Below are 26,514 nucleotides of genomic sequence, written 5' to 3'. Positions count from 1 at the left end.
CGATCTCGCCTTCTGTACGAATAGAAGAGTCCGTCGGATGAGTGAGTTCATCGTGCCGAAGGAATTGGTCCTCGGCGCACTTCCGTAAAATGCACGACAGGCTCGACTGTCTTGAAATACCATGGATAGCGGCCCAATATCGCGATGCTAAGCTTGGCCACCTATCGAATTCAGTGAGGAAACCGAATGTCGGACGCCCTGCGCATTGCGCACGGAGCTTTCGGCCGAGTGGCGCTGCTCGACATGGATCGCAGCCTCGTTCGGCATGCGCACCCGCATTGCCATGTGCTGTTGAAGGTCGATGGCGACGACACGCAGTTTTTGGTCGGGGACCATGTCGCGCCGCTGTCGAACGACCTCGCGGTGCTGGTCAACGCCTGGGAGACGCATGCCTACATTCATGATCCGCGCCGCAAAAATGCGTTGATCCTTGCGCTTTATATCGAGCCGGACTGGCTGCGCGGTTTTCGGCCGAACTGGGCCGCGAGCGGCACTCCCGGTTTCTTCGAGCATTCGGCAGGCGAGGTCACCGCCCATATTCGCCAGACGGCCCTCGATCTCGCCGCCGAGATGGTGCATGCGCCTGGCGCATCGCGAAGGCAGGAAGAGCTGCTCTCCGCGCTGATGATCGCGGTGATCGAGCGTTTCACACCGTGGCGCTCGGTCGGTGCGACCTTGCGGGAGGTCGCACGGTCCAACGCCGTCGATTTCCGGGTGCGCCGCGCCATCGCGCTGATGCGCGCTAACCCGGCCGCCTCGCTTTCGATCGAGAGGCTTGCCAGCGAGGCCGGTCTGTCGCGAGCGCATTTCTTCCGGATGTTCGAGGCTTCGACCGGGGTGACGCCGCATGTCTTCCTCAACGTGCTCAAGGTAGAACTCGCCGTCGGCGCCATCGTCGACGGCGACGAGAGCTTCAGCGCGATCGGCGACCGGCTCGGCTTCAGCGCGCCGGCCCATTTCACGCGGTTCTTCCGGGACCACTGCTCCGTGGCGCCAAGCGAGTTTCGCAGCACGGCCCGCCTCGGGCGCTGACGCCGCTCCGTTATTTGAGACTTTTCGGTAAGTCGCGAGACCACGCGGGATCGAACCCGGCCGCCTGATGACTGAGGCTTGCCCTCAGGCGCCTCTCAAGAGCGCCTTGGGAGCAGAACGCCGGTGAAGGCCGAAACCATCTCGTGGACGGGGCAGTCCGTGGAGCGCGTCGAGGACGCCGCCCTGCTGACGGGTCGCGGACGGTTTATCGACGATCTCGGCGTCAAGCCGGGCACGCTTCATGCCGCGATCCTGCGCTCGCCCCACGCGCATGCCGATATCCTTTCGATCGAAACAAAAGCGGCAGCGGCTTTGCCAGGCGTCGCCGCGATCGTCACCGGGCGCGACCTCGCCAGGCTGACCACGCCGATGCTGGCGGGCCTGAAGATCGCGGCCGAAAACTGGCCGATGGCAGTCGAGCGGGTGCGCTATGTCGGCGAGCCCGTGGCCATCGCCATCGCCGAAAACCGCTACCTCGCCGAGGACGCGCTCGACGCCATCGAGGTCGAATACGGGCCTCTGAAAGCCGTGGTCGACCCGATGGCGAGCCTGCGCGACGACGCGCCGGTGCTGCATCAGACGGTCGGCACCAATCTCGTCAGTGACCGGCATTTCCGCTACGGCGATCCCGAGGCAGCGTTCGCTGATGCCGCCCGGACCGTCTCGGTCAGCATCGCCTATCCGCGCAATACGGGCGCGCCGATCGAGACCTTCGGGGTGGTCGCCGAATATGATCCCCATGAGGACGTCTATGACATCCTCGCCAATTTCCAGGGACCCTTCAGCATCCATACCGTGCTGGCGCGGGCGCTGAAGGTGCCCGGTAATCGGCTGCGACTGCGCATGCCCCCCGAATCCGGCGGCAGCTTCGGCGTCAAGCAGGGCGTCGCGCCCTATGCGGTGCTGATCGGCGTCGCGGCCCGGATCACCGGCCGCCCCGTGAAATGGATCGAGGACCGGCTCGAGCATCTTGGTGCCGCGGTCGCAGCGACCAACCGCGTTACCACGCTCAAGGCCGCCGTCTCCACCGAGGGACGCATCAGCGCACTCGACTGGGACCAGGTCGAGGATTGCGGCGCCTATCCGCGTGCCCCGGAGCCGGCGACGCTCTACCGGATGCATGGCAACATGACCGGCGCCTACGACATCCGGCATGTCGTGATGCGCAACCGTGTCGTGCTGACGAACAAGGCCCCGACCGGGCTGGTGCGGGGCTTCGGCGGCCCTCAGGTCTATTTCGCCCTGGAACGGCTGATGCAGCGCATCGCCATCGAATTACAGCTCGATCCGCTCGATGTCATCCGGCAAAACCTGATCCCGGCCGGCGCCTTTCCCTATCGCACCGCGACCGGTGCGCTCTACGATTCCGGCAACTACCAGGCGGCGGTCGACGGGGCCGTTGCCGGCCATCTCGCCGATCTCGAACGGCGCCGCGACGAGGCGCGAGCGGCCGGCAGGCGTTACGGCATCGGCTTTGCCGCAGCGGTCGAGCCCAGCGTCTCCAATATGGGCTATATCACCACGGTGCTGACCGCCGGGGAGCGGCGCAAGGCCGGGCCGAAGAACGGCGCGCAGGCGACGGCGACGATCTCGATCGATCCGACCGGCTCGGTCAGCGTCCATGTCGCCTCGACGCCGCAAGGCCAGGGGCACCGCACCGTGCTGGCGCAAGTCGTCGCCGACATATTCGGCTTGCAGCATCGCGAGATCAGGGTCGTCGCCGATCTCGACACCGGCAAGGACGCCTGGTCGATCGCGTCGGGCAATTATTCCAGCCGCTTCGCCGCGGCGGTGGCGGGTGCGGCGCATCTCGCGGCGACAAGGCTGCGCGACAAGCTGGCACAGATCGCAGCCCGACAGTTCGAGGTCGAGCCCGAGGAGATCGGCTTTGCCGCCGGGGCAATATTTGCCAGGGGCACGCCGGAGAAGGCCATCCCGTTTGGCCGCATCGCCGGGTTGAGCCATTGGTCTCCGGCGCTCCTGCCGAACGGCGTCGACCAGACCATTCGCGAGACCGCCTTCTGGACGCCGCCGGAGCTGACCGCGCCCAGCGACAGCGACGAGGTCAATTCCTCGCTTTGCCACGGCTTCATCTTCGACATGGCTGGCGTCGAGGTCGATCCCGTCAGCGGCAAGGCGCGGATCGATCGTTACGTCACCATGCATGATTGCGGGCGGATCCTGCATCCGGGCATGGTCGAGGGCCAGATCAGGGGCGGTTTCGCCCAGGCGCTCGGCGCGACCTTTTTCGAGGAACTCGCCTATGCGGAGGACGGCGCCTTCCTGACCGGAACCTTCGCCGATTACCTGCTGCCGACCGCGACCGAAACGCCAGATGTCGAGATCCTGCACATCGAGACGCCATCACCCTTCACGCCGCTCGGCGCCAAGGGCGTCGGCGAGGGCAACTGCATGTCGACGCCGGTTTGCCTGGCGAATGCGGTCGCCGATGCACTCGGCATCGCCGAGATCAACCTGCCGCTGACGCCTGCCAAGCTCGCCGCGCTCGTCGCCGGACCGGAACCCGTCCAACCGAAGACGAGCGGCTCCGCAGCCCCAGCGGCCAAGGCCGGCGACCGCGCTTTGCGCGGTGAAGGTCAGGCCAAGGTCGCGGCAGCACCGGAAACGATCTGGACGATGCTGCTCGACGTCGACGCGCTCGCTTCGATCATCCCGGGCTGCCACGGGGTGCGGAAGCTTTCCGACACGCATTTCAAGGCCGAGGTTACGCTCGGCGTGGGCCCGGTGAAGGGGCGCTACAAGGCCGAGATCAAGCTGTCGGACCTGGACGAGCCGAGCGCCGTGACGCTGACCGGCTCGGTCTCGGGGGCGCTCGGCACGGGCGGCGGGGCCGGCCGCGTGACCCTGACGCCGGACGGGGCAGGCGGCACCGTGATCGGATACACCTACGAGGCTGCGGTCGGCGGCAAGGTCGCGGCCATCGGCGGGCGCCTGCTCGATGGCGCGGCCAAGGCGATCATCGGCCAATTCTTCGCGGCGCTGGCGCGCAAGGCGTCGCCGGCAAAGCCCGGCTTCTTCGCAGGACGTCTGGCCCGCCTGCTCGGGAGGCGCGCATGAAGCCCGCGCCCTTCGACTATATCCGAGCTGGTGACCTCGACGAAGCCCTGGCTGCGCTGGCCGAGCACGGCTCCGAGGCGCGTATCATCGCAGGCGGACAGTCGTTGCTGCCGATGCTGAACATGCGGCTCGCCAAGCCCGCCGTGCTGATCGACATCATGGGCATTGCCGGGCTCGATCAGGTCCGCCGCGAGGGCGAGATGCTCGTCGTGCCCGCCGGCATGCGCCAGGCCGCGTTGCTCAGGCGGCCCGGACTTGGCCGCGATCAGCCGCTGCTTGCCGCCGCCCTGCCTTGGCTTGGCCATTACCAGACCCGTGCGCGCGGCACCGTCTGCGGCTCGGCCGCCCATGCCGATCCGAGCGCGGAGATTCCGCTTTGCCTCGTCGCGCTTGATGGGGAAATCCGCCTGCGCTCTCGGCGCAAGCGCCGGACGGTGAAGGCCGTTGATTTCTTCTCCGGCATGATGGTGACCGACAAGGCCGATGACGAACTGATCGAGGCGGTCGCCTTTCCTACCGCCCGGCCTGGCACCGGCGCGGCCTTCAACGAGGTGGCGCGCCGCCACGGAGATTTTGCCATCGTCGGCTGCGCGGCCTTGGTCGAAGCCGGGCAAATCCATCTCGCCGTCGCAGGGGTCGCTGACAAGCCGGAGCGTCGCACCTGGCCGTCTCTCGAAGGTTCGGCGCTCGACGACGCGCTCAATGCCTTTGCCTGGGAGCTCGACGCACGAGAGGACCTGCACGCGACGGCGCGGCTGCGGCGCGACCTCGTCCGCAGCCTCGGGCGGAGCACGATCGAGGAGGCCGCGCGATGCCTCGCCTGACCGCCGCCACCCGGCATCCCATCGGCTTCACGCTGAACGGCAAGCCTGTCTCGGTTGAGGCCGAGCCGCGTCTGCTCGCCACCGATGCCCTGCGTCATGGCATCGGCGCCACCGGCACCCATGTCGGCTGCGAGCATGGCGTCTGCGGCGCCTGCACCATCCTGATCGACGGCCAACCTGCCCGTGCGTGCCTGACGCTGGCAGTTCAGCTCGAAGGCTGCGACGTCACCACGGTCGAAGGGCTGGCCCCGGCGCAGGACCGCCTTTCGGTTTTGCAGGCCGCCTTCCGGCGCCACCATGCGCTGCAATGCGGCTTCTGCACCGCCGGTATCCTGATTTCGCTCGAGGCCTTCCTCCGCGAGCGGCCGGATCCGAGCGAGCGGGAGCTGCGCGAGGTCGTCGGCGGCCACCTCTGCCGTTGCACCGGTTACACCCCGATCATCGCTGCCGCGCTCGAAGCCGCCGCCATCCTGCGCCAGCCCGCCACCCCATCGATAGACCCGGAATCCGCCCATGTTTGATCTCGGGACAAGCTTCACCGCAAGCGTGGCGCGCGAGCCCGACGCGCTCGCGATCGTCGATGGCGATGTCCGTCTGAGCTATGCGCAATGGCTGGCGCGCATCTCTTCGCTCGTCGCCGCCTTCGACGATATGGGTCTGAAGCCCGGCGACCATCTCGTTACCGTGCTCCAGAATCGCTGGGAAGCGGCGACACTGCATTGGGCCTGCCAGTTCGCCGGTATCATCATCGCGCCGATCAACTGGCGGGCGAAGCCGGACGAAATCGATTTCGTGCTGGAGAATGCCGGCGCGAGAGCGGTCGCCTTCGAGTCCGTCGCGGCCCCTGCCATGACCGGGAGCGCGCTTGCGGGCACGATGCCGCGCATCGCGGTGGACGCCGACGCCGGCCCCTCCGAGCTGACCTTCGCCGAAATGACGGCCGCGCTCGCACCGATCGCGACGCCACGCGCTTCGGCCGAAGGCTGGTCGCTGATGCTCTATACTTCGGGCACCACCGGCAAGCCGAAAGGTGTGCCGCGGCGCCACCGGGCCGAGCGCATGGCCGCGCTCGCCCATGTCGCGCAGAACCTCTACGGCAATGGCGAATGCACGCTCGGCGTCATGCCGCTCTATCACACGATGGGGGTGCGCTCGCTGCTGGCGATGTCTCTGATCGGCGGCACCTTCGTCTGCCTGCCGCGCTTCGATGCGGCGCGCGCGCTGGAGCTGATCGAGGCCGAGCGGGTCAGCAACCTCTATCTCGTGCCGACGCTTTATCACGACGTCGTCCACCATCCGCGCTTCACCGCCAGCGACGTCTCGTCCGTGCGCAAGCTCGGCTTCGCCGGTGCGCCGATGACCGACGGGCTGCTCGGCAAGCTGACCGATGCCTTCCGGCCGGAGCTCTTCGTCAACCATTACGGCTCGTCCGAGATCTACACCTTCACCGTCAACCAGAAGGCCGCGGCAAAGCCGGGCTGCGCCGGCAAAGCCGGGCTCAACCAGCTGATCCGCGTGGTGAAACTCGGCGCCGACGGCCCAGACGATCTCGCCAGACCCGGCGAAGAGGGTGAGATCATCGCGCTCGCCGCAAGCGACGAGGCTTTCGAAGGCTATTGGCTGAGGCCTGATTCCGACGCCAAGTCGCTGCGCGACGGCTGGTACTTCACCGGCGACACCGGATATTTCGATGGTGACGGCGATCTCTACGTTAGCGGCCGCGTCGACGACATGATCATCACCGGCGGCGAGAACGTCTCGCCGGTCGATATCGAGAGCTGCCTGTCGCTGCACCCCGCCGTCTCGGAGGTGGCCGTGGTCGGGCTGCCGGACGAGCGCTGGGGCAAGATCGTCGTCGCCTTCGTGCAGCGCTCCGCCGCCGTCACGGCCGAGCAGCTCGACCAGCACTGCAAGGTCTCCGGCCTCGCCAATTTCAAGCGCCCGCGCCGCTACGAATTCGTCACGGCGATCCCGAAATCGCCGGTCGGCAAGCTGCTGCGCCGCCAGCTCGTCGCCGGCGAATACGAGCCCGAACGGCCCGATCTTGCGGCCGAATGACCCTCACTCCCAGCAATCGAGAACGACCAGCATGAACCCAGCCAGCCCGACCCACCCCGATCTCTCCGGCCTCGACGGTTTCCGCGTGGAGATCGATCCTGCCCGCGAGCGCGCCGACATCATCCTCGACCGCGCCCCGATGAACACCGTCTCGATGCCGCAGCGCGACCAACTGCGGAAGGCATTCGAGGCGCTGGACGAAGACGACCGCGTCCGCGTCATCGTGTTGCGCGCCATCGGTGAGCATTTCTCCTCCGGCGGTTATATCAAGGGCTTCCTCGAGGCTTCCCCGGAGCATGTCTCGAAGCTCGCCTGGAACATCGCCGCGCCCGCGCGCTGCTCCAAGCCGGTCATCGTCGCCAATCGCGGCTATGCCTTCGGCGTCGGCTTCGAGATCTCGCTCGCCTGCGACTTCCGCATCGTCTCGGAGACCTGCCAATACGCGCTGCCGGAGCAGAAGCTCGGGCAAATCCCCGGTTCGGGCGGCTCGGCCCGCCTGCAGAAGATCGTCGGCATCACCCGGACCAAGGACATCGTGATGCGTTCCAGGCGCATTCCGGGCCGGCAGGCGCTCGACTGGGGCATCGCCACCGAATGCGTGCCGGACGCCGACCTCGAAGCCGCGACCGATCGGCTCGTCGACGAGCTGCGCTCCTTCTCGCCGATCGCCCAGCGCACCGCCAAGAAGCTGCTCAACGATACCGAGGATTCGACGCTGGCGATCGCGATCGAGCTGGAAGGGCATTGCTATAGCCGCCTGCGCCAGTCCGACGACTTCCGCGAGGGCGTCGAGGCCTTCCACGCCAAGCGCGCACCGAACTTCACCGGGCGCTGATCCCGCGATGACCCGCACGGGCGACATCGCGCGGGTCATCCGAACCGACACTGCAAAACAATAATCAAAACCGAGGGAAACGACCATGAAGACAAACGGATATCTCGCTGCTGCCGTTGGCCTGCTCGCCGCGACGACAGTCACCAGTGGGGCACTCGCTCAGGGCAGCCCGATCAAGGTCGGCGTCGTTACGCCGCTGTCGGGAACCTACACCCCGATCGGCCAGCAGGTGCGCTGGGGCCTGGAGCTCGCCGCCAAGCAGATCAACGCCGCCGGCGGCATCGCCGGCCGGCAGGTCAACCTGCTGTTCGAGGACGAGGAGGCCAACCCTTCCGTCGCCGTGCAGAAGGCCGAAAAGCTGTTCCAGGTCGAAAAGGTCGATTTTCTGACCGGGACGGTCAATTCCGGCTCGACGCTCGCCGTCGCGCAGTTGGCCGAGCGCAACGCCAAGCTTGCGGCGACGACCGTCTCCTTCGCGGACTCGATCACCACCGACAAATGCTCGCCGAACATGTTCCGCGTCAACGCGCGCGCCGAACAGCAATCGGTCGCGCTCGCCGCCTGGCTCGCCAAGGAAAAGCCGAAGGCTAAGGTCTATTATCTCGGCCCCGACTATGAGATGGGCCGCTCGACGGTCGCGGCGTTCAAGAGCAGCGCCGAGAAATCGGGCGCGCCGAGCGGTGGCGAGGTGTTCGCACCGCTCGATTCCAAGGATTACACCCAGTATTTCGGCCAGATCCGCGCCTCGCGCCCGCAGGTGCTCTACACCTCCGTGGCCGGCAACGACACGGTCCGGCTGCTGACCCAGCTCCAGGATTTCGGCCTTCTGACAAACCTGCAGGTCGTCGGCGCTTCCGGGACGGTGACTTCGCAGAACATCGGCGCGATCGGCGATGCGGCTGAAGGCTTCGCCACCGGCGTCGGCTATTCACCGCAGATCGACACGCCGGAGAACAAGGCCTTCGTCGCGGCCTTTCGCGAGGCCAACAAGGCCGATCCCGACCTCTACGGGGCCGACAGCTACGGCCTGCTTTTCGCCTACAAGGCCGCTGTCGAGAAAGCCAACTCGACCGAGACCGACAAGGTCCGCGAAGCGCTGCGCGGGCTGAGCTGGCAGACCCCGCAGGGCACCAAGACCATCCGCGCCGGCGACCATCAGGCGATGCAGCCGATGTATGTGGTGCGCGTCACCAAGGGCAAGTTCGACATCATCGACCGGGTCGATGCCGACAAGGCGATCGGCCCCGACACCTGCACCCGGTTCTGACGTCCGCATCCCGGTTCTCAAGACAGGCGCCGGCCCCTCCCTTCACACGGGAGGGGTCCGGCCGCCCCTCGCGAAAGCACTTGCCATGAATGCCGTTGACTACTTCCAATTCGTGCTGGCGCCGCAGGTCGTCAACGGCCTCTCGCTCGGGGTCGCCGTCGTGCTGGTCGCGCTCGGGCTGACGATCATCTTCGGCATGCTCGACGTCATCAACATGAGCCATGGCGAGTTCTACGCCATCGGCGCCTATGCGGCGCTGGCGCTGGGCGCGGCCGGGATCAATTTTTGGTTTCTGCTCGTGCTGGTGCCGGTTCTCATGGTGCCGCTCGGGATGGCGACCGAGCGTCTGCTGATCAGGCCGGTCTTCGACAGCCAGGACCGGCATGTCACCACGCTGCTTGTCACCTTCGGCCTCTCGCTCATCGTGGAGGACCTGCTCAAAGTGGTCTTCGGCCCGAACACCCTGCGCCCGCGGACCCCGATCCCGGGGGCAACCGAGCTCGCCGGCATCATCGTGCCGAACTACCGGCTCTTCCTGATCGTGGTCGGCGCGGCGATCGTCGCGGGCGTCGCTTATGTCGTCTACCGCACCCGCCTCGGCGCGATGGTGCGCGCCGCCGCCTTTGACCGCAATATGGCGGCCTCGCTCGGCGTGCCGGTGGCCCTGGTCTATGCCGGCACCTTTGCTTTCGGCGTAGCGCTGGCGGGGCTCGCAGGCGTGCTTCTCGCGCCGATCTACTCCGTCTTCCCGACCATGGGGCGCGATTTCATCCTGCTCGCCTTCACCGTGGTGATCGTCGGCGGCATGGGCTCGATCTGGGGGGCGGTCGTCGCAGGCCTGCTGCTGACGCAAGTCCAGGCGCTGGCGAGCCTCGTCATCTCGCCGGTCTGGACCGACCCGATCGTGTTCGGGACCATGGTCGCCTTCCTCGTTTTCCGCCCGCAGGGGCTGTTCGGGAGGCTCGGACATGCGTGACCGGCTGACGCAATCGATGCGCGCGAGCCATGTGCTGGCGCTTGCCTTCGTCGTCGGCGCGGTGGCGCTCGCCGCCATCGGCGCCGCGACGGGGGACACCTTCTATCTCCGGCTCGGCACGGAGGCGCTGATCTTCGCGGGGCTGGCGCTGTCGGTGGATTTGCTGCTCGGCTATTCCGGGGCACTCTCGCTGGGTCAGGCGCTGTATTTCGGCATCGGCGCCTATGTCTCGGCGCTGACCTTGCTGAAGGTGCCGTCATTCTGGCTGGCGATGTCTGCGGCGGGCGGCGTCACGCTCGCGGCCTCGATCATCGGCGGGCTGATCGCCAACCGGGTCCGCGGCGTGTATTTCGCGCTGATCACCTTCGGCTTGGCGCAGGTCGTCGCCAAGGTCGTCTACAACACCCGCGATCTCGGCGCCTCCGACGGGATGATCGGCATCCCGGTGATCGACATCGGCTTCGGCCCGGTCTCGGTTTCGGCCGGCAACCCCGTCGGGTTCTTCCTGATCGTGCTGGCGATCATCATGGGACTTTACGGGCTGACCGCCTATCTGCTTGGCACCCCGTTCGGGCGGGTTTTGACCGCGCTCAAAGCCAATGAAAAGCGGGTGCCTTTCCTCGGCTATTCGGTCTGGCGGGCGCGGATGTTCTCCTATGTGTGGGCCGGACTGATTGCAGGGCTCTCGGGGGCGCTCTATCCGATGCTGCGCGGCTTCGTCTCACCCGAGCTGATGTTCTTCGCCACCTCCGGCAATGCCGTGATCTCGGTGATCCTCGGCGGCGTCGGCACGCTGATCGGCCCGATCTACGGCTCGGTCCTGCTCGTCGTGCTGAAATCGATCATCGGCAGCTGGACCGAACACCACCTCATCGTGATCGGCCTGCTGTTCATGGTCTGCGTGATGTTCCTGCCCAAGGGGATCGTCGGCTTCGTTCGTCCGCGCATCGAGGCGCGCCTGGTCGGCGGGGCACCCGAACCCGGTCTCGCCGCAACCGACACGCTGGAGCCCGAGAGCACCACGCCATGACAAACCCCACCATGAGTCAGCCGGTGCTGGAAATCCGCGACCTCGGCATCGCCTTCGGCGGGTTGAAGGCGGTCGACGGCGTCAGCTTCAGCGCCGAGCGCAACCGCATCACCACCGTGATCGGACCCAATGGTGCGGGGAAATCGACGCTGTTCAACCTGATCAGCGGCGCGCTCAAGCCGAAATCGGGGCGGCTCCTGATCGACGGCGTCGACATGACCGGCGCCTCGCCCGCCCGCACCAAGGCAGCCGGGCTGTCGCGCTCGTTCCAGATAACCAATCTGTTCCCCGAGCTGACGGTGGCCGAGAACCTGCGGATGGCAGCACAGGTGCTGGAGCCAAAGGCGCGCGCCTTCCTGCCGATCGGCCGCTCGACACGGGCGCTCGCCAAGGTGAGCGAGATGCTCCAACGCTTCCAGCTCGGCCACAAGCGCGACGAACTCGCCGGCAATCTTTCGCATGGCGACCAGCGACGCCTCGAGATCGCGGTCTGCCTGGCCTCGGAGCCGAAGATCCTGCTGCTCGACGAACCGACGCAGGGCATGAGCCATGCCGACACGACTGACACGGCCAAGCTCGTGCGCGAACTCAGCCGCGACGTCAGCGTGCTGCTGATCGAGCACGATATCGGCCTCGTCATGAACCTTTCGGACCATGTCGTCGTCATGCATCAGGGCCGCAAGCTCGCCGAGGGCCCCCCCGCCACGGTGCGCGCCGACCCGGCCGTGCAGGCCGCTTATTTCGGACATCCCTGACATGCTCGCGATCAACGGACTGCACAGCCATTACGGCCTGAGCCACGTCATTCAGGGCATCGACCTGTCGGCCGCGCCGGGCGAGGTTATCGGCATCTTCGGCCGCAACGGCGTCGGCAAGACGACGCTGCTCAAGACCATCGCCGGCTGGGTCAAGCCTAGCCAAGGCGCGATCACGCTGGGCGGCAAGCCCCTCACCGGGCTGTCGCCCGACCGGATTTGCCTCCTGGGCGTCGGGCTGGTGCCCGAGGACAGGCGCATCTTCCCCGGGCTCACCGTCGAGGAAAACCTTCAGCTCGGTCTGCTGCAGGTGCGAGGCCGGTCGGCCAAAGCCGAGCGAGCCGCGGTCGAGCTGATCTACGACCGCTTTCCCCGTCTCGGCGAAAGGCGCCGCCAGTTCGGCACGACGCTGTCGGGCGGCGAGCAGCAGATGCTCGCCATGGCGCGCGTTCTGGTCGGCGAGCCTCGGCTCGTGCTCGTCGACGAACCCAGCGAGGGGCTGGCCCCGATGATCGTCGCCGAGGTTTTCGCCATCGTGCGCGAATTGCGCGAGCGCGGTTGCATCGTGCTGCTCGTGGAGCAGAATGTGCATGAGGCCTTGTCGGTGACCGACCGCTTCGTCGTGATGGAGCGCGGGCGGATCGTGCTCGCCGGTGACGCAGAGGACGAGGCTGATCGAGAACGACTCCTGGCGGCGCTGGCGGTCTGATGCCGAGGCGCTATGTCCCAGGCCAGCGGGATCTCTTGACGCGGGAGGACAGGGCAGCGGGCAAAGGTTGGAACAGCCTGCTCTGATGACGCTCAATTTTAGCAAGCAATTGTCGATTGTCGATCCTCGGTCAGATTGCGACGGCTAAGGATCTGTGCGAAGTTTTGACGTCATTACCATCCGTCAAGGCTACGATGTCCACCGAGCGCCCAAACGATCCCGCCGCCGATATCCAACGGCATGTGGCGGCTATAGAGCCGCGGTTGATCGCCATCCGTCGCGATATTCACGCCCATCCCGAAATCGGATTCGAGACGGTGCGGACGGCCGAGGTTGTCGCGCAGGAGCTGGAACGGATCGGCCTTTCCCCGCGGCGTGGCGTCGGGCGCACCGGCGTCGTCGCGGAGATCGCGGGCGGGGCGCCCGGGCCCTGCCTTCTGATCAGGGCGGACATGGACGCGCTGCCGATGGAAGAACTCACGGGGCTCCCTTTCGCCAGCACCATACCCGGCAAGATGCACGCCTGCGGTCATGATCTCCATACCGCGACGCTGCTCGGCGTCGCGTCCGTCCTGCAGACGATGGCGCCGCAGTTTCGCGGCAGCATCCGGCTGGTCTTCCAGCCGGCGGAGGAGACGGTGGAAAGCGGAGCCGCGGCCATGGTCGCCGACGGGGCCGCCGATGGCGCGACCTTTGCACTCGCCTTCCACAACCGTCCGGAAATCCCGGTCGGCCGCTTCGGCTATGTCCGGGGCGCCTCGACCGCGTCCAGCGACGAGTTCGATGTCGTCGTGCGCGGCAAGTCCGGTCATGCCGCCCGCCCGCATTCGGCGCTCGACCCGATCGTGGCAACGGCTGCGATGATCATGCAGCTGCAGACCGCGATCTCGCGCGTCATGGATCCCACCCGCTCGGCGGTGCTGACGATCGGCCATGTCCAGGGCGGCTCGACGCATAACATCATCCCGGACGATTGCCTCTTTCAGGGCACCGTGCGCTGCCGCTCGCCCGAGAGCCGCGATGCGATGGAAGCCGCCTTTCGCCGCATCTGCGAGGGTGTCGCCGCCGCCATGGGCGTCACCTGCGATATCGACTACAAGCGCGGCGCTCCAGCTCTGGTCAACGACGACGGCGTGGTCGATGCGGTGATCGGCTCGCTCGCGGCGCAGTTCGGAGCCGACAGGATCGACCAGCTCGAGGGCCGCTTCGGCGCCGAGGATTTCTCCTATTTTTCGGAACGCATCCCGTCCTGCCAATTGCTGGTCGGCTCATCGCAGCCCGGCCGAGACGACCGCGTCCACAATTCTAACTACCAACCGGATGAGCGCTGCATCGGGCTGGGCGTCGCGGCACTTGCCCGCACCGCGCTCGACCTCCTGTCCTGATTCCGCGCCCTTGCGACAAAGCCCTGGAGAGCTCGCCATGACGATCAACCGCTCCGATTTCCTCAAGCTCGGCCTCGGCGCCGCCGCCGGTCTTGCTTTGGGCGCGACCCCCCGATCCGCCGCCGCCAAGGAGTGGAAGGTGATCCGCGTCGCCACCGAGGGCGCATTTCCTCCCTACAACATGCATGCCCCGGACGGCCGCCTGATCGGCTTCGAGCCTGAACTGCTGCAGGAGCTGTCGACCCGCATGGGCATCAAATGCGAGATGATCGCACAGGCTTGGGACGGCATGATCCCCGGCCTGACCGACGGCAAATACGATGCCATCATGGACGCTGTTTCGATCACGCCGAAGCGCGAGGAGGTCATCGCCTTTTCTCGCCCCTACGCCTCGGCCGGTTCCGGCTTCGCGATCATGAAGGAAGGCAGCATCAAGTCGCTGCCTGGGACGGGCGCCCCGCGTGTTCCCTTCGCGGATGAGGCCGCCGCCAAGAAGGCGATTGACGAGCTCGCGAAGGGACTGGCCGGCAAGACCGTCGCCGTGCAGGTCTCCACCATCCAGAACGACGTCCTCAACCGTTATTTCAAGGACGTCGTGACCATCCGCACCTATTCGTCCGGACCGGACACCTTCCTCGATCTCAAGAGCGGTCGGGTCGACGCGGTGATGGCCTCGCAGATCAACATGCAGGCCAACGCCAAGAAGTCGAACGGCGAGATGATCCAGTCCGGTTATCTCTTCACCGGCGGCCTGCTCGGCGTCGGGTCGGCGGTCGGCTTGCGCAAGGACGACCCGGAGCTGAAGGAGATGTTCGACAAGGCGCTGAAGTCGACCATCGACGACGGCACGCTGAAGAAGCTGGCGCTGAAGTGGTTCGAGATGGACATCACGCCCGCGAGCTGACGAAGACGGGCGGGACGGGATGGACGACAGCCTGACATTGCTCGGCTTCGGCCCGGAGGGCTGGGGCCAGGCGCTGCTGAACGGCGGGTTGATGACGCTCGCCGTCTCGGCCTGCGCCTTTGCGATCGGGCTCGGGCTCGGCACGCTTCTCGCCTGGGCCCGTCTCGCCGGTGCGGCCCCGGTGCAGCGTCTCGCCCAAGGCTACGGCGTGGTGATGCGCGGCATCCCGGATCTGCTGGTCATCTATCTGTTCTACTTCGGCGGCCGGCAGATCGCCTCGGTCGTCGCCAGGCAGTTCGGGCACGTCGGCCCGGTCGAGATCAGTGGCTTCGCCGCCGGCTGCCTCGCCATCGGCCTTCTGTCGGGCGCCGCGCAGGCGGAGGTCCTCCGCGGCGCCTTCCATGCCATCGCGCCGGGTACGCTCGAGGCCGCGCGGGTCACCGGCATGGGGCGCTGGACCATGTTCCGGCGCATCATCGCGCCCCTGGCCCTGCGCACCGCGCTGCCCGGCCTCGGCAATCAGTGGCAATCGGTCATCAAGGAATCGGCGCTGGTTTCGGTGACCGGGCTGGTCGAGACGCTGCGGGCGGTAACGGTGGCCGCGAATTCCACCGAACTGCCCTTCCTGTTCTTCCTCGCCGGGGGCGCGATCTATCTCGTCATCACCACCATCTCCGGCTTTGTCTTCCGCATCGCCGAATGGCGCTCCATGCGCGGGCAGCCCGCCGCGACCGGCCGGGGCTGAGCGATGGACATCGCCTTCATCGCCCAGGTTTTCCCCAAGCTGCTTGCCGGCCTGCCGCTAACGCTGCTGCTGGCGGTGCTGTCCCTGCTCGGCGGCGGCCTGATCGCGCTCGGACTTTCCGGTTTACGGGCCTCGTCCTGGGTCGGCGCGCGCATCACCGATTTCTATGTCTACATCTTTCGCGGCACGCCGCTGCTGATCCAGATTTTCCTGATCTATTACGGGCTGGCCCAATTCCCGGCAGTGCGCCATTCCGTGCTGTGGCCCCTGCTGCGGGAGCCCTATGTCTGCGCCTTGCTCTCGCTGATGCTGAACGATGCGGCCTACACCTCCGAAATCCTGCGGGGCGGGCTTCGGGCGGTGCCGGCAGGCGCGATCGAGGCCGCCCGCGTCGCCGGGATGACACGCCTCACGATGCTGCGCCGGATCATTCTGCCGCTGGCCTTCCGCCAGGCTTTGCCGGCCTATGGCGCGGAGGTCACCAGCATGGTCAAGGCCACCTCGCTCGCCAGCGTGGTGACCCTGATGGAGATCACCGGCATCGCGCGCGCCGAGGTATCCGAGACCTATCGCGCCATCGAAATCTTTCTCTGCGCGGCGGCGATCTATCTCGTGCTGGTGACGGTGATCGCGCGGGCGATCGACCTGCTGGAACAGCGCCTCACACCCTATCGCCGCCCGACAAGCGCCCGGAGCGTGGCATGAAGCCGATCACGGTCAAGCTGAGCCAGATCCGTAAGAGCTTCGGCGGGCAGGAAGTGCTGCGCGGAATCGATCTCGCCGCCCGCGACGGCGATGTCATCGCGATCATCGGTGCCAGCGGCTCCGGCAAAAGCACGTTGCTGCGCTGCATTCCGCTGCTCGAAATCCCGGATCAGGGGGAGGTCAGCGTCGGCGATGCGCAGATTCGCATCAAGGATGCGGGCCACCGTTTCTCGCGTGCCGAACGGCAGATGGTCCGCAGGGTAAGAAGCCAGCTCGGTTTCGTCTTCCAGAGCTTCAATCTCTGGCCGCACATGACGGCGCTGCAGAACGTCATGGAAGTGCCGCTGCACGTGCAGGGGCGCCCGCGCGCGGAATGTCGCGAGGAGGCTGAGGCCATGCTCGCCAAGGTCGGGCTCGCCGACAAGTTCGACGCCTGGCCGGCGCATCTGTCCGGCGGCCAGCAGCAGCGCGTTGCCATCGCCCGCGCACTCGCGATGCGGCCCCGCGCCCTGCTCTTCGACGAGCCGACCTCGGCGCTCGACCCGGAGCTGGTCGGCGAGGTGCTGCGCGTCATCCGGGCGCTGGCCGAGGAAGGGCGCACGATGCTGATCGTCACCCACGAGATGGCCTTCGCCCGCGAGGTCTCCAACCACGCGATCTATCTGCAGGATGGGCACGTCGAGGAAGAAGGCCCGCCGGAGCAGGTCTTCCTCGATCCGCGCTCCGAACGGACCCGCCGCTTCGTCGGTATGCAGCGCGGAGGCTGAGGGCGGGACCTTGCCACTGACCGAGGATCAGCAGCCGATCGAGCGCCTGAGCCTGGCCGATGTGGCCATGCGCCGTTTGCGGGACGAGATCGTGCATGGCCGGCTCCCACCGGATGAGGTTCTGACCGAGATCGCGCTGGCGGGCCGGCTCGGTGTTGGGCGCGGCACAGTGCGGACCGCCTTGTTCGCGCTGGAGGCCGATGAACTCGTCGTGCGCGCGCCCTATTCGAACTGGCGTGTGGCGAGCCTCGACGGCCAGGTCATCTGGGAAATCTATACCCTGCGAGAGGCGATGGAGGGGCTGGCGGCCCGCATCCTTGCCGAGCGAGGCGAGGAGCGCGGGCTCAGCCTGGTCGCTGCCGCCTTCGTGCGGCTGGCACCGGCGGAGACAGGCTCCATCGACGAGCGCCTCGCGGCCGATCTCGGCTTCCACCGGGCGATCGTCGAGGCCACCCATCATCGCCATCTGATCAAGCGCTACGGCGCCCTCTCCGCCAAGATGGAATGGCTCTATCGCTGGTCGGAGACGCATTGGCCCGCGCGCTTCCCGCTCGAAGCCGATCATCGCGCCTTGTTCGAGGGTGTGACGCGCGGCACGTCCGACGAGGCCCAACGCGCGGTACGAGCCCATATCGATCCCAGCCTGGCGGCCGATCTCGATGGATATCGGGGGCTCGTTGCGGCGCGCAGTCAGAACCTTGAAGCAGCAGTCGGAAAAAGCGAGCGGCAATGACGGACAAGGTGGTCGTTCTCGATGGCGGCATGGGCCGTGAACTGAAGCGCATGGGCGCCCCGTTCCGCCAGCCGGAATGGTCGGCGCTCGCGCTGATGGAAGCGCCTGAAACCGTCATCGCCGCCCACCGCGCCTTCATCGAAGCCGGCGCGGAGATCATCACCACGAACAGCTATGCGGTCGTGCCCTTCCATATCGGCGAAGAGCGCTTCGTGCGGGACGGGGCGCGGCTGGCCGCTCTTTCGGGCGAACTCGCGCGGCGTGCCGCCGATGAGGAAAGGCTGCGCAGCGGCCGCACAATTTCGGTCGCGGGTTCGTTGCCGCCTTTGTTCGGCTCCTATCGCCCCGATCTGTTCGATGCTGCCCGCGCGCCGTCCATGCTGGCGGTGCTGGTCGCGGCGCTGCTGCCATCCGTCGATCATTTCCTGGCCGAGACCCAGAGCTGCATCGCCGAGGCGCTGGCGGCCTGCGCGGCCGTGCGCCCGACAGGCAAGCCGATCTGGATTTCCTTCACGCTGCTGGATCAGGACGCGGCCACGGGCTCGCCTGCGTTGCGCTCCGGTGAAAGCGTCGCAGACGCCGTCGCTGCCGTTCGGGATGCCGGCGCTGCTGCCGTGCTCTTCAACTGCAGCCAGCCGGAGGTCATGGGTCCGGCCGTCGATATCGCCCGCCTTGTGCTCGGCGAAAACGGCATTCCGATCGGCGTCTACGCCAACGCCTTCCCGGAAAAGACCGGGGACGCCGCGGCGAATGAGGGACTGAGCGACCTGCGAGACGATGTCGGGCCGCGACGCTATCGCGACTTCGGACGGGATTGGCGCCGCCGTGGCGCCAGCATCATCGGCGGATGCTGCGGCATCGGCCCGGACGCGATCTGCGCGCTCCACACGGAATTCCGAGCTGATTGAACGTCAGCCCCGGTGTCCGTCAGCTTCGCTGATGGACACCGGGGCGGTGCCCGTCCAACCGCCCCGGACCGGCTGGCTGGACTATCGCCTCTTGTCGAAGAAGGCGCGGACCATGGCGACCGTTGCGTTCGGATTTTCCTCCATGATCCAGTGTCCTGAATTCGGGATGACGCCTTCGGTGACGTCCGTTGCCGCGGCCCGCATCACCACCGCCATCATCGTGCCGAAGGACTTCTCACCACCGACCGCCAGCACCGGCATGGTCAGCTTCCCGCCGGCGGCGAGATAGGCGCGGTTGTCGATCGCGTCCTGGTCGAAGGCAGCGAACTGGGCAAACCCGGAATGCATCGCGCCGGGCAGGGCATAAAGCTTGGCATAATGCTCGCGCGAGGCCTCGCTGAAGCGGGCGGGAGTCGCCGAGAACTCGTTCCAGAAGCGGTCGAGATAGATGCGCTCGCGCCCTGCGACCAGCCGCTCCATGTCCGGCCCACCGAAGCGGAAATGCCAGAGCAGCGGGTTCTTCAGGATCTCCTCCCAGGGCCCGACGCCGGGCACCGGCGCGTCGATCAGGACGAAACGTCCGACGCGCTGCGAATGCTGCGCCGCGAAGGCGAAGCCGACCATATTGCCGATGTCATGCGTCACCAGATCGGCGCGTTCGATCTTGAGCGCATCGAGCACGCCGGCGACATCCCCGGCCTGGGTCTTCTTGTCGAAGCCGGAAGCCGGTTTGGACGAGAGGCCAAGCCCGCGCAGATCCGGCACCACCACCATGTGGTCCCGCGCCAAATCGGCCGCCATCGGCGCCCACATGTCGCCGGTCTCGCCATAACCGTGCAGCAGCACCACCGCCGGACCTTGGCCGCCGACGCGGACATGAAGGGTGGCGCCGTTGGTGGCGATCTCCTGCGTCGTGAACGCGGCCGGAAAATCGGGAACCTGCGCGACCGCAGGCCCTGCAAAGACAAGAGCACCAAGCGTCAAAACGATTTTAAACATAATCTATCCCCCTCCACCGGGAGGGCGGTCGCTCATGACCGTCGCTGTCAGCCCCGTTGGCTTGAGGCAACGTAGCATTCGCCTTTCGTTCGGATTAGCATCGTGCGGACGAAAATGAAGTCCGGAAAAACCGAACGATGTTGAAGCTCGACGGCATCGCGACCTTCGTCGCCATCGCGGATGCCGGCTCGTTGAGCGAGGCCGCTCGTCGATTGCGCCTGTCGAAATCGGTCGTCAGCGATCGCCTGGCCGAACTGGAGCGCAGCCTCGGTGCCGCGCTTCTTCATCGCAGTGCCCGCAGGCTGACGCTGACCGAAGACGGCACGGCCTTTCTTGAACGCGCCGTGCGCATCACCCGCGAGGTCGAGGAAGCTTCGGCCGACATGACCGAGCGCCGTGGCACGCTGGCCGGGCCGCTGCTGATCTCGGCGCCCGTCACCTTCGGCCGCATGCATCTCGGCCCCGCGATCTACCCTTTCCTCGCACGGCATCCTGACATCGAGCTGACGCTCGATCTCGACGATCGGCGCGTCGAGGCCGGCGCGGACAGCTATGATGCTGTGCTGCGCCATGGCCCGATTGCGGATTCCCGCCTTGTCGCCTGGACGCTGGCCCCAAGCCGCCGAGTGCTGGTCGCCGCTCCGGACTATCTGAAGCGGCGCGGCAGCCCGGCCTCCGTGGCGGAACTCGATCGGCATGACGGCATCTTCTATACGAACCGGGGCAGCGGCGACTGGCGCTTCCAAAGCCCGAAGGGGATGGTCAGCGTGCGCGGGCGCTCCAGCCTGCGGGTCAACAATGGGGACATGATGCGGGATGCCGCCCTGGCGGGGTTAGGCATCGCCCTGCTGCCGCTGTTCATCGTCGGAGCCGAGATCCGCAGCGGCCGGCTCGACCTCATCGATATCGGCGTGCAGCCGGAGATGGAAGCCATCTACCTGGCGCACCCCGAGGGCCGAAGGCCATCAGCCAAGCTCCGGGCGTTTGCCGATTGCCTCCGTCAAGCTTTCGGCCAACCCCCTTACTGGGAGCGTTTCGAATCTCATGAATGCGCTTCAACGGACTGACATGTCCGTTGGCATCGAGCCAATCGAGCCTGAGTGTGATCGATCCCGTTAGCGGTGACCTGTCCCTTCGCCCCGCAATTCCTGATGGAGTTCGACGGCGGAGAGGCGGCCCAGATCGAGCGCTGGCAGCAGATCATTGTCCATGCGGAATCTACGGGCACAGATGGCGTCGAACAGCGCGATGCCGGCCTCGTGCAAGGGCAGCGCGACGCCCGTCACTCGCCCCAGCACCTCCAGAGGGACCAGCCCGAAAGGCACGTCCTCGGTGATGAAGCGCGTCTCCAGCGTCTTGGGGCCGAGAAGTTCCGGGCGGTTCTCGTAGACCGCCGCAGCCATTTCGCCGACGGGGCCGGGGGCGACGCCGAAGGAATGGACATAGTGGTCCTGCACGCTGCGGACCGAAAGGCCGAAGGCGTCTGCCAGCATCAGGCGCTCGACATCCATGGCATCGACGATGCGGCCGACGCCGGTGGTGATCGAGCCGTAGTTCGGCCAATCCTCCCCGCGTTCGGCGCGCGTCAGGTTGCCGAGCATGTTGGCGACATGGGCCGGGGGGTTGAGATTGCTGAGCATGATCGCGAGCACATCCTCGCGCGGCTCGAAGCGATCCCCGAACAGCGTGCGACAGGTCTCGAGGCCGGTTTGCGCGTGGCGGACGGGCAGGGTGGCGACATCGAGCTTCGCCCGCAGACCTGAGATATGGACGCTGCGACGCCCGCTTTTGCGCGCGGTCAGCGCGGTCGTCGCCCAGACCGCGATCGGGACGTCGATGTCGCGTTGCCGCAGCAGGCGGTGCAGATAAAGCGCCGCAAACGAGCAGTGGGCGCTGACGATGACGATCTGCCCGGCGGTCAGGCACGGGGCGATCGCATCGAGCACCATCTTGAAGCCATTGGCCTGCACCGCGACGATGACCGCGTCCGCGCCATCGATGGCCTCTGCGCAATCGGGGACGATGTGCAACGGCACCACGGCTTCGAGCTTGCCAGTGGCGGTCAACGGCGCATCATCGCCAAAATCGTCAGCCGCCGCGCCGCTGGGCGACCAGATGACCGGCTCGTGCCCCTGAGCCGTCAGGTAGGCGGTATAGCCACGCCCGATTCCGCCGAAGCCGATGATGGCAACACGCATGGGTGGTTTCCTTGCGATCAGACGGTTTCGAGGCCGCCGAGCACATGCTTGCGCACGATGGCCTGTAGACCGGGCCCGTCGCGCTCGCGCAGGCGCTCCACGATCTCATAATGCTCGCGCACCGTGTTCGCGAGCAGCGCCGCGGTGTTCTTTTCACGCGTCAGCGTGACGGGAACGCGGCTGCGCAAATCGAAGATCATCGAAACGAGATCGCCGTTCGGACAGAATGCGAGCATCGCCGCATGGAAAGCGGAGTTTGCCTCTTCCTGCGCGACCACGGTCCCCGTGCTGACGGCCTCGGCGAAGTCGTCCGCCCGCTGCCGCAACCGAACCAGCCCGGCTTCGTCGATATGCCTCAACACCTCCGCGGCGGCCGCGACCTCGAGGATCGCGCGAATGGTCACGACGTTGCGGAAGCGCTCCTTGTCGAAAGTCTCGACACGGTAACCGCGATTGGCCTCCAGCTTGACGAAGCCTTTTTCTTCGAGCCGGTCCAGCGCCTGCCGGATATCAAGCCGTGAGGCGTTGTACTGCGCTTCGAGATCGACCTGCTTCAGCCAGGAGCCGGCGCTGAGCCGGCCGGTGCTGATGTCCTTCTCGATCAGCCTGGCGAGGTCCCGGGCGCGCGACGCGCTGCCTCCCGCCATCCGTGCGCTGCGCGCCTCAGTGCCGGTCCCGCCGCCTTGTCCCGTATCCAAAGTCATCAGCGCCATGTTTCCGCAGACGGATCCCTGCATTTCGCGGCCATCTTCACCTGCTTTGCCGTTGGTCTGCAATTCGTCGGCCGCCTCATTGAGCACGGCGGAGATGAATTCTCCTGAGCTGCACCTTCATTGAGCAAAGCATCCTCCGACCAACGATTGACAGAAGCCAATCACGAACGCAACATTGGCGCCAAAGTCAGGAACAGGGGATTGTCATGCGAGCCAAGGCCTTCGCTCACCCGCTCTTCGCCGCCATCGCGTTCGGTGTCGGTTCCGCTGCCCTGCTCATGCCGGCGTCGGCGCGCGATCTGACCATCGCCCTGTCGAGCAACGTCAACACGCTCGATCCCGACAAGTCGACGACCGTTGGCACCGATCTTAGCGTCGCCGCGCATATCTACACGCCCTTCGTCGACCGCGGCCCGGACCTCAAGCTTCGCCCGGGCCTTGCAACGAAATGGGAGGCGATCGGTGACACGGCCTGGCGCTTCACGCTGCGCGAGGGCGTGACCTTCTCCAACGGCGAAAAGCTCGATGCGGAGGCGGTGAAGTGGAATGTCGAGCGCGTTCTCGACCCCAAGACCGGCGCGCGTAACAAGCCGTGGTTTGCAGCCATCGGCGAGGTCAAGGTCATCTCGCCGACATCAGTCGAATTCGCCACCAAGGGCGCTTATCCCGACTTGCCCGACCAGATGTCGATGTTTTTGCTGATGCCGCCGAAATGGACGGCGGAGAACAACCCCTCCGTCACGGCGCTCGGCAGCGGTCCCTACGAGCTGGTGCGCTTCGCCAGCGGCGACCGCGTCGTGCTGAAGGCGCGTCAGGATTACTGGGGCGAGAAGCCCGCTTTCGAGAACGTCACTTTCCGCATCGTCCCGGAAGATTCCTCGCGCATCGCGGCACTGCAGGCGGGCGACGTCGACCTGATCACCGGCTTCCCGACATCCGAGATCGCCCGCATCAGAGCCGGCGGCAAGGCCGACGCCAGCTCCGTGGCCGGCACCCGCGGCATGTTCATCAAGCTCAACGCGCTCAAGGCCCCCTTCAAGGACAACCCTAAGCTCTGGCGCGCGCTCAATCTCGGCATCGACCGCAAGGCGATCAATGACGGTCTCCTCGACGGCCTCGCCGAGGTGAGCGCCTGTCAGCCGCTCTCGCCCGTGTATTTCGGCTATAATCCCGAGCTGAAGCCGGCGCCCTATGATCCGGCCCAGGCAAAGAAGCTGCTGGCCGAGGCCGGCCTCGGTGGCGGCCTGACGATGGATCTGGAGGTGCCGACGGGGCGATACATCCAGGCCTCCGACATCGCGCAGGTCGTCGCCTCCCAGCTCGCCGACATCGGCGTCACCGTGAAGCTGCGCGAGATGGAATTCGGCGCCTTCATGAACAAATACATCGTCGCCAAGAACCTCGGCGATTCCGCCTATTTCGGCCTGGGATGGCCGACACTCGATGCCGGCGGGCTCCTGAATTTCTGGGAGAAGGAGAACCCGCAATCCTATTGGGACAATGCGCGCTTCAACGAGGACGCCAAGGCCGCGCGCTCGACCAACGACGCCGCCAGACGCACCGAACTCTACCGCAAGCTGACCAGGCAGCTCTGCGAGGAATCTCCCTCGATCTTCATGTTCTTCACGCCGATCACCTACGCCCAGTCGAAGGGCATCGCCTGGCAGGCGCGCGGCGACGACTGGGTCCGCGCGATCGACATCAAGACGCGCTGATACCCCCGATACGGCGACCTCGATGGCAGGCTTAACCGCCTGCCGACGGGGCGGCTTTGTCTGACCTTACGATCAACCGGATCGCCATCACGTCATGACCGCTCAAGACCAAACCGCCCTGAAGCTGCGCATCGGCGTCGATTCAGGCGGCACCTTCACCGATGTCTGCATGTTCGACGAGACGCATGGCGAAATCCATGTCTGGAAGGTGTCGAGCACACCGCAGGACCCTTCGCTCGGCATCGCCGGCGGCATCGAACAGGGCGTTGCCGAGGTCGCCAAGGCAACGGGGCGGCAGGTCGAGGTCGTCTATTTCGGTCATGGCACTACCGTCGCGACCAACGCGCTGATCGTGGGGCGCGGGGCCGAGACGGGGCTGATCACCACCAAGGGCTTTCGCGACGTGCTGGAGCTGCGCCGGCAGAAGCGCGACTCGCTCTATGACATCCAGACGCAGAAGCCTCGTATCCTGGTGTCCCGCGACAAGCGGCTCGAGGTCAGCGAGCGGGTCCGCTTCGACGGCAGCATCCACACCGCGCTCGACGAGGATGAGGTTCGTGCCGCCGCCCGCAAGCTCAAGGCGGACGGCATCACGACAGTCGCAGTCTGCTTCCTGTTTTCTTTCGTCGAGCCGGCGCATGAAAAGCGCGTCAAGGAGATCCTGGCGGAGGAGATGCCCGGCGTCTTCTTCTCGATCTCGCACGAGGTCGCGCCCGAGTTCCGCGAATATGAGCGGCTCTCGACCACGGTCGTGAACGCCTATCTCGGTCCGATCATGAAGTCCTATCTCTCAAAGCTGCAGCCGCGGCTGGCCGAGATCGGCATCCACGCCCATCCGCACCTGACGCAGTCCAATGGCGGCGTCATCTCATCGGAGGTCGCGCAGAACTTTCCCGCCCGCACCGTGCTCTCCGGCCCGGCCGCCGGCGTCATCGGCGCCTTGTCGGTCGGCGGGCTCGCGGGCTTCGACAATGTCATCACCTTCGACATGGGCGGAACCTCCACGGACGTGTCGCTGATCGATCGCGGCCGGCCGCAAATGTCGAACGACGCCGTCGTGCATGGCTATCCGCTGAAGCTGCCGATGCTCGATATCCATACGGTTGGCGCTGGCGGCGGCTCGATCGCCCACATCGATGCCGGCGGCCTGCTTAAGGTCGGCCCGCGCTCGGCTGCCGCCGATCCCGGCCCGGTCTGCTACGGTCGCGGCAACGAGGAGCCGACGGTCACCGACGCGAACGTCGTGCTACAGGTTCTGAACCCGACGCATCTCCTGAACGGCCGTATGAAGATCGACCAGGCCCGCGCCAAGGCCGCGATCGGCCGCCTGGCCGACACGCTCGGCCTGGGCGTGATGGAGACGGCACAAGGGATCATCAGCGTCGTCATCGCCAACATGGCCAAGGCGATCCGCGTGATCTCGGTCGAGCGCGGCTATGATCCGCGCGATTATGTCATGCTCGGCTTCGGCGGTGCCGGCCCGATCCATGCCTCCAGGCTCGCTCGCGAGCTGGAAATACCTCGCCTCGTCGTCCCGAAATATCCGGGCATCATGTGCGCGCTTGGCCTGTTGCTGACCGATTTGCGGACCAATCTCTCGCTGACCCGCCTCCTGCCTCTCAGCCCCGATGGCGCGCCGGGCATGGAAAGCGGCTTCGCGGGACTGGAAGCGCGCGGGCAGGACTGGTTCACCCAGGAAGCGATCCCGCAAGAGCGGCGCTCGCTGCTGCGCTCGGTCGACATGCGTTATGGCGGCCAAGGCTACGAGCTTACCGTACCCTGTTCCACCGGCCGGATCGACGCCGAGGCTCTCGTCACGCTGCGGGCGGAGTTCGAGCGCATTCATCAGCAGGTTTACGGCTATATCGCCGCCGAGGAGCCAGTGCAGGTGACGACGTTGCGCATCGAGGCGGTCGGTCTCGTACCGAAAGCCGACCTGAAGGCCTACCCGCCAGCGACGGGCCCGGCCGAGGCCGCTGTCACAGCCCATCGCGAGGTTTGGCTGCCGGAAAGCGGTGGCCTCACCCAGTGCCCGATCTACGACCGCGCTTTGCTCGGTCCCGGCCATGCGGTCGCGGGTCCCGCCATCATCGACCAGATGGACTCGACCACGCTGGTCCTGCCGGGACAGGTCGCGACGGTCGATGCCTATCTCAACCTCATTATCGAGGGCTGACC

The 26,514-nt window shown here is 66.4% G+C and carries 24 protein-coding genes; 21 read left to right on the top strand and 3 right to left on the bottom strand.

The features are described 5' to 3' along the window. Positions 1 to 186 precede the first annotated feature (186 nt). The 18 genes from AC1DR6_RS12625 (at position 187) to AC1DR6_RS12540 (ending at position 18,711) form a co-directional block, all read left to right on the top strand. Entirely contained in the window at positions 187 to 1,032 is an 846-nt protein-coding gene (locus AC1DR6_RS12625) for a helix-turn-helix domain-containing protein (RefSeq protein ID WP_476829582.1), read from the top strand. A 123-nt stretch (positions 1,033 to 1,155) separates the two neighbouring features. Continuing rightward, positions 1,156 to 4,110 carry a xanthine dehydrogenase family protein molybdopterin-binding subunit gene (locus AC1DR6_RS12620; protein ID WP_476829581.1) on the top strand — a complete coding sequence of 985 codons (2,955 nt, stop codon included), beginning with the start codon at positions 1,156 to 1,158 and terminating at the stop codon, positions 4,108 to 4,110. Continuing rightward, entirely contained in the window at positions 4,107 to 4,934 is an 828-nt protein-coding gene (locus AC1DR6_RS12615) for an FAD binding domain-containing protein (protein WP_476829580.1), read from the top strand. The genes AC1DR6_RS12620 and AC1DR6_RS12615 overlap by 4 nt, the downstream gene beginning before the upstream one ends. After that, on the top strand, positions 4,922 to 5,455 hold the full coding sequence (locus AC1DR6_RS12610) for a (2Fe-2S)-binding protein (RefSeq protein WP_476829579.1): 534 nt from the start codon (positions 4,922 to 4,924) through the stop codon (positions 5,453 to 5,455). Before AC1DR6_RS12615 ends, AC1DR6_RS12610 begins: the two co-directional genes overlap by 13 nt. After that, the gene (locus AC1DR6_RS12605; RefSeq protein ID WP_476829578.1) at positions 5,448 to 6,992 is read left to right on the top strand and encodes an AMP-binding protein; all 1,545 of its coding nucleotides are present in this window, start codon (positions 5,448 to 5,450) and stop codon (positions 6,990 to 6,992) included. Before AC1DR6_RS12610 ends, AC1DR6_RS12605 begins: the two co-directional genes overlap by 8 nt. Positions 6,993 to 7,023: 31 nt before the next feature. After that, on the top strand, positions 7,024 to 7,827 hold the full coding sequence (locus AC1DR6_RS12600; RefSeq protein WP_476829577.1) for an enoyl-CoA hydratase/isomerase family protein: 804 nt from the start codon (positions 7,024 to 7,026) through the stop codon (positions 7,825 to 7,827). A gap of 85 nt (positions 7,828 to 7,912) precedes the next feature. Beyond that, positions 7,913 to 9,094: an ABC transporter substrate-binding protein gene (locus AC1DR6_RS12595; protein WP_476829576.1), complete on the top strand. Its 1,182-nt coding sequence runs from the start codon at positions 7,913 to 7,915 to the stop codon at positions 9,092 to 9,094. 85 nt (positions 9,095 to 9,179) lie between these two features. Then, the gene (locus AC1DR6_RS12590; protein WP_476829575.1) at positions 9,180 to 10,070 is read left to right on the top strand and encodes a branched-chain amino acid ABC transporter permease; all 891 of its coding nucleotides are present in this window, start codon (positions 9,180 to 9,182) and stop codon (positions 10,068 to 10,070) included. Beyond that, positions 10,063 to 11,100: a branched-chain amino acid ABC transporter permease gene (locus tag AC1DR6_RS12585; protein ID WP_476829574.1), complete on the top strand. Its 1,038-nt coding sequence runs from the start codon at positions 10,063 to 10,065 to the stop codon at positions 11,098 to 11,100. The genes AC1DR6_RS12590 and AC1DR6_RS12585 overlap by 8 nt, the downstream gene beginning before the upstream one ends. Continuing rightward, a complete protein-coding gene (locus AC1DR6_RS12580) occupies positions 11,097 to 11,855 on the top strand; it encodes an ABC transporter ATP-binding protein (protein ID WP_476829573.1) in 759 nt (252 codons plus the stop codon). Before AC1DR6_RS12585 ends, AC1DR6_RS12580 begins: the two co-directional genes overlap by 4 nt. Before the next feature lies 1 nt (position 11,856). After that, positions 11,857 to 12,564, top strand: coding sequence for an ABC transporter ATP-binding protein (locus tag AC1DR6_RS12575; protein WP_476829572.1), 708 nt, complete (start codon positions 11,857 to 11,859; stop codon positions 12,562 to 12,564). Between the two features lie 263 nt (positions 12,565 to 12,827). Continuing rightward, the gene (locus tag AC1DR6_RS12570; RefSeq protein ID WP_476829571.1) at positions 12,828 to 13,949 is read left to right on the top strand and encodes a M20 metallopeptidase family protein; all 1,122 of its coding nucleotides are present in this window, start codon (positions 12,828 to 12,830) and stop codon (positions 13,947 to 13,949) included. 37 nt (positions 13,950 to 13,986) lie between these two features. Beyond that, positions 13,987 to 14,853 carry a transporter substrate-binding domain-containing protein gene (locus tag AC1DR6_RS12565; RefSeq protein WP_476829570.1) on the top strand — a complete coding sequence of 289 codons (867 nt, stop codon included), beginning with the start codon at positions 13,987 to 13,989 and terminating at the stop codon, positions 14,851 to 14,853. A 19-nt stretch (positions 14,854 to 14,872) separates the two neighbouring features. Further along, complete coding sequence (locus AC1DR6_RS12560; protein WP_476829569.1) at positions 14,873 to 15,598, top strand: ABC transporter permease; 726 nt, start codon at positions 14,873 to 14,875, stop codon at positions 15,596 to 15,598. A gap of 3 nt (positions 15,599 to 15,601) precedes the next feature. Next, on the top strand, positions 15,602 to 16,303 hold the full coding sequence (locus AC1DR6_RS12555) for an ABC transporter permease (protein WP_476829568.1): 702 nt from the start codon (positions 15,602 to 15,604) through the stop codon (positions 16,301 to 16,303). Further along, the gene (locus AC1DR6_RS12550; protein WP_476829567.1) at positions 16,300 to 17,070 is read left to right on the top strand and encodes an ABC transporter ATP-binding protein; all 771 of its coding nucleotides are present in this window, start codon (positions 16,300 to 16,302) and stop codon (positions 17,068 to 17,070) included. Before AC1DR6_RS12555 ends, AC1DR6_RS12550 begins: the two co-directional genes overlap by 4 nt. A 10-nt stretch (positions 17,071 to 17,080) precedes the next feature. Continuing rightward, positions 17,081 to 17,803: a GntR family transcriptional regulator gene (locus AC1DR6_RS12545; protein WP_476829566.1), complete on the top strand. Its 723-nt coding sequence runs from the start codon at positions 17,081 to 17,083 to the stop codon at positions 17,801 to 17,803. Then, the gene (locus AC1DR6_RS12540) at positions 17,800 to 18,711 is read left to right on the top strand and encodes a homocysteine S-methyltransferase family protein (RefSeq protein ID WP_476829565.1); all 912 of its coding nucleotides are present in this window, start codon (positions 17,800 to 17,802) and stop codon (positions 18,709 to 18,711) included. Before AC1DR6_RS12545 ends, AC1DR6_RS12540 begins: the two co-directional genes overlap by 4 nt. An 81-nt stretch (positions 18,712 to 18,792) precedes the next feature. Here AC1DR6_RS12540 and AC1DR6_RS12535 read toward each other — a convergent pair whose 3' ends face one another. Continuing rightward, complete coding sequence (locus AC1DR6_RS12535; protein WP_476829564.1) at positions 18,793 to 19,710, bottom strand: alpha/beta fold hydrolase; 918 nt, start codon at positions 19,708 to 19,710, stop codon at positions 18,793 to 18,795. 137 nt (positions 19,711 to 19,847) lie between these two features. Here AC1DR6_RS12535 and AC1DR6_RS12530 point away from each other — a divergent pair, with 137 nt between their 5' ends. Continuing rightward, a complete protein-coding gene (locus AC1DR6_RS12530; RefSeq protein ID WP_476829563.1) occupies positions 19,848 to 20,777 on the top strand; it encodes a LysR family transcriptional regulator in 930 nt (309 codons plus the stop codon). 48 nt (positions 20,778 to 20,825) lie between these two features. Here AC1DR6_RS12530 and AC1DR6_RS12525 read toward each other — a convergent pair whose 3' ends face one another. Beyond that, positions 20,826 to 21,908, bottom strand: a complete 1,083-nt coding sequence (locus AC1DR6_RS12525; protein ID WP_476829562.1) for an NAD/NADP octopine/nopaline dehydrogenase family protein — start codon at positions 21,906 to 21,908, stop codon at positions 20,826 to 20,828. Positions 21,909 to 21,925: 17 nt separating this feature from the next. Continuing rightward, positions 21,926 to 22,612, bottom strand: a complete 687-nt coding sequence (locus AC1DR6_RS12520; protein WP_476829561.1) for a GntR family transcriptional regulator — start codon at positions 22,610 to 22,612, stop codon at positions 21,926 to 21,928. A gap of 215 nt (positions 22,613 to 22,827) precedes the next feature. On the opposite strand from AC1DR6_RS12520, the gene AC1DR6_RS12515 reads away from it, so the two are divergent. Together AC1DR6_RS12515 and AC1DR6_RS12510 are read left to right on the top strand one after the other, a co-directional pair. Further along, the gene (locus AC1DR6_RS12515; protein WP_476829560.1) at positions 22,828 to 24,336 is read left to right on the top strand and encodes an ABC transporter substrate-binding protein; all 1,509 of its coding nucleotides are present in this window, start codon (positions 22,828 to 22,830) and stop codon (positions 24,334 to 24,336) included. Positions 24,337 to 24,430: 94 nt separating this feature from the next. Beyond that, on the top strand, positions 24,431 to 26,512 hold the full coding sequence (locus AC1DR6_RS12510) for a hydantoinase/oxoprolinase family protein (protein ID WP_476829559.1): 2,082 nt from the start codon (positions 24,431 to 24,433) through the stop codon (positions 26,510 to 26,512). Positions 26,513 to 26,514 lie beyond the last annotated feature (2 nt).

The sequence above is a fragment of the Allobosea sp. P5_A5 genome (genome assembly GCF_056400625.1).
The sequence above is the reverse complement of the archived record's forward strand: the minus strand, read 5'-3'. Positions and strand labels throughout refer to the sequence as shown.

Bases quoted from the DNA above. Each gene is read 5' to 3' on its own strand.
- AC1DR6_RS12565 (WP_476829570.1), top strand. From the start codon at position 13,987: ATGACGATCAACCGCTCCGATTTCCTCAAGCTCGGCCTCGGCGCCGCC.
- AC1DR6_RS12595 (WP_476829576.1), top strand. From the start codon at position 7,913: ATGAAGACAAACGGATATCTCGCTGCTGCCGTTGGCCTGCTCGCCGCG.
- AC1DR6_RS12590 (WP_476829575.1), top strand. From the start codon at position 9,180: ATGAATGCCGTTGACTACTTCCAATTCGTGCTGGCGCCGCAGGTCGTC.
- AC1DR6_RS12525 (WP_476829562.1), bottom strand. From the start codon at position 21,908: ATGCGTGTTGCCATCATCGGCTTCGGCGGAATCGGGCGTGGCTATACC.
- AC1DR6_RS12540 (WP_476829565.1), top strand. From the start codon at position 17,800: ATGACGGACAAGGTGGTCGTTCTCGATGGCGGCATGGGCCGTGAACTG.
- AC1DR6_RS12580 (WP_476829573.1), top strand. From the start codon at position 11,097: ATGACAAACCCCACCATGAGTCAGCCGGTGCTGGAAATCCGCGACCTC.
- AC1DR6_RS12605 (WP_476829578.1), top strand. From the start codon at position 5,448: ATGTTTGATCTCGGGACAAGCTTCACCGCAAGCGTGGCGCGCGAGCCC.
- AC1DR6_RS12555 (WP_476829568.1), top strand. From the start codon at position 15,602: ATGGACATCGCCTTCATCGCCCAGGTTTTCCCCAAGCTGCTTGCCGGC.
- AC1DR6_RS12600 (WP_476829577.1), top strand. From the start codon at position 7,024: ATGAACCCAGCCAGCCCGACCCACCCCGATCTCTCCGGCCTCGACGGT.
- AC1DR6_RS12510 (WP_476829559.1), top strand. From the start codon at position 24,431: ATGACCGCTCAAGACCAAACCGCCCTGAAGCTGCGCATCGGCGTCGAT.
- AC1DR6_RS12520 (WP_476829561.1), bottom strand. From the start codon at position 22,612: ATGACTTTGGATACGGGACAAGGCGGCGGGACCGGCACTGAGGCGCGC.
- AC1DR6_RS12515 (WP_476829560.1), top strand. From the start codon at position 22,828: ATGCGAGCCAAGGCCTTCGCTCACCCGCTCTTCGCCGCCATCGCGTTC.
- AC1DR6_RS12625 (WP_476829582.1), top strand. From the start codon at position 187: ATGTCGGACGCCCTGCGCATTGCGCACGGAGCTTTCGGCCGAGTGGCG.
- AC1DR6_RS12560 (WP_476829569.1), top strand. From the start codon at position 14,873: ATGGACGACAGCCTGACATTGCTCGGCTTCGGCCCGGAGGGCTGGGGC.
- AC1DR6_RS12530 (WP_476829563.1), top strand. From the start codon at position 19,848: ATGTTGAAGCTCGACGGCATCGCGACCTTCGTCGCCATCGCGGATGCC.
- AC1DR6_RS12535 (WP_476829564.1), bottom strand. From the start codon at position 19,710: ATGTTTAAAATCGTTTTGACGCTTGGTGCTCTTGTCTTTGCAGGGCCT.
- AC1DR6_RS12550 (WP_476829567.1), top strand. From the start codon at position 16,300: ATGAAGCCGATCACGGTCAAGCTGAGCCAGATCCGTAAGAGCTTCGGC.
- AC1DR6_RS12610 (WP_476829579.1), top strand. From the start codon at position 4,922: ATGCCTCGCCTGACCGCCGCCACCCGGCATCCCATCGGCTTCACGCTG.
- AC1DR6_RS12615 (WP_476829580.1), top strand. From the start codon at position 4,107: ATGAAGCCCGCGCCCTTCGACTATATCCGAGCTGGTGACCTCGACGAA.
- AC1DR6_RS12575 (WP_476829572.1), top strand. From the start codon at position 11,857: ATGCTCGCGATCAACGGACTGCACAGCCATTACGGCCTGAGCCACGTC.
- AC1DR6_RS12585 (WP_476829574.1), top strand. From the start codon at position 10,063: ATGCGTGACCGGCTGACGCAATCGATGCGCGCGAGCCATGTGCTGGCG.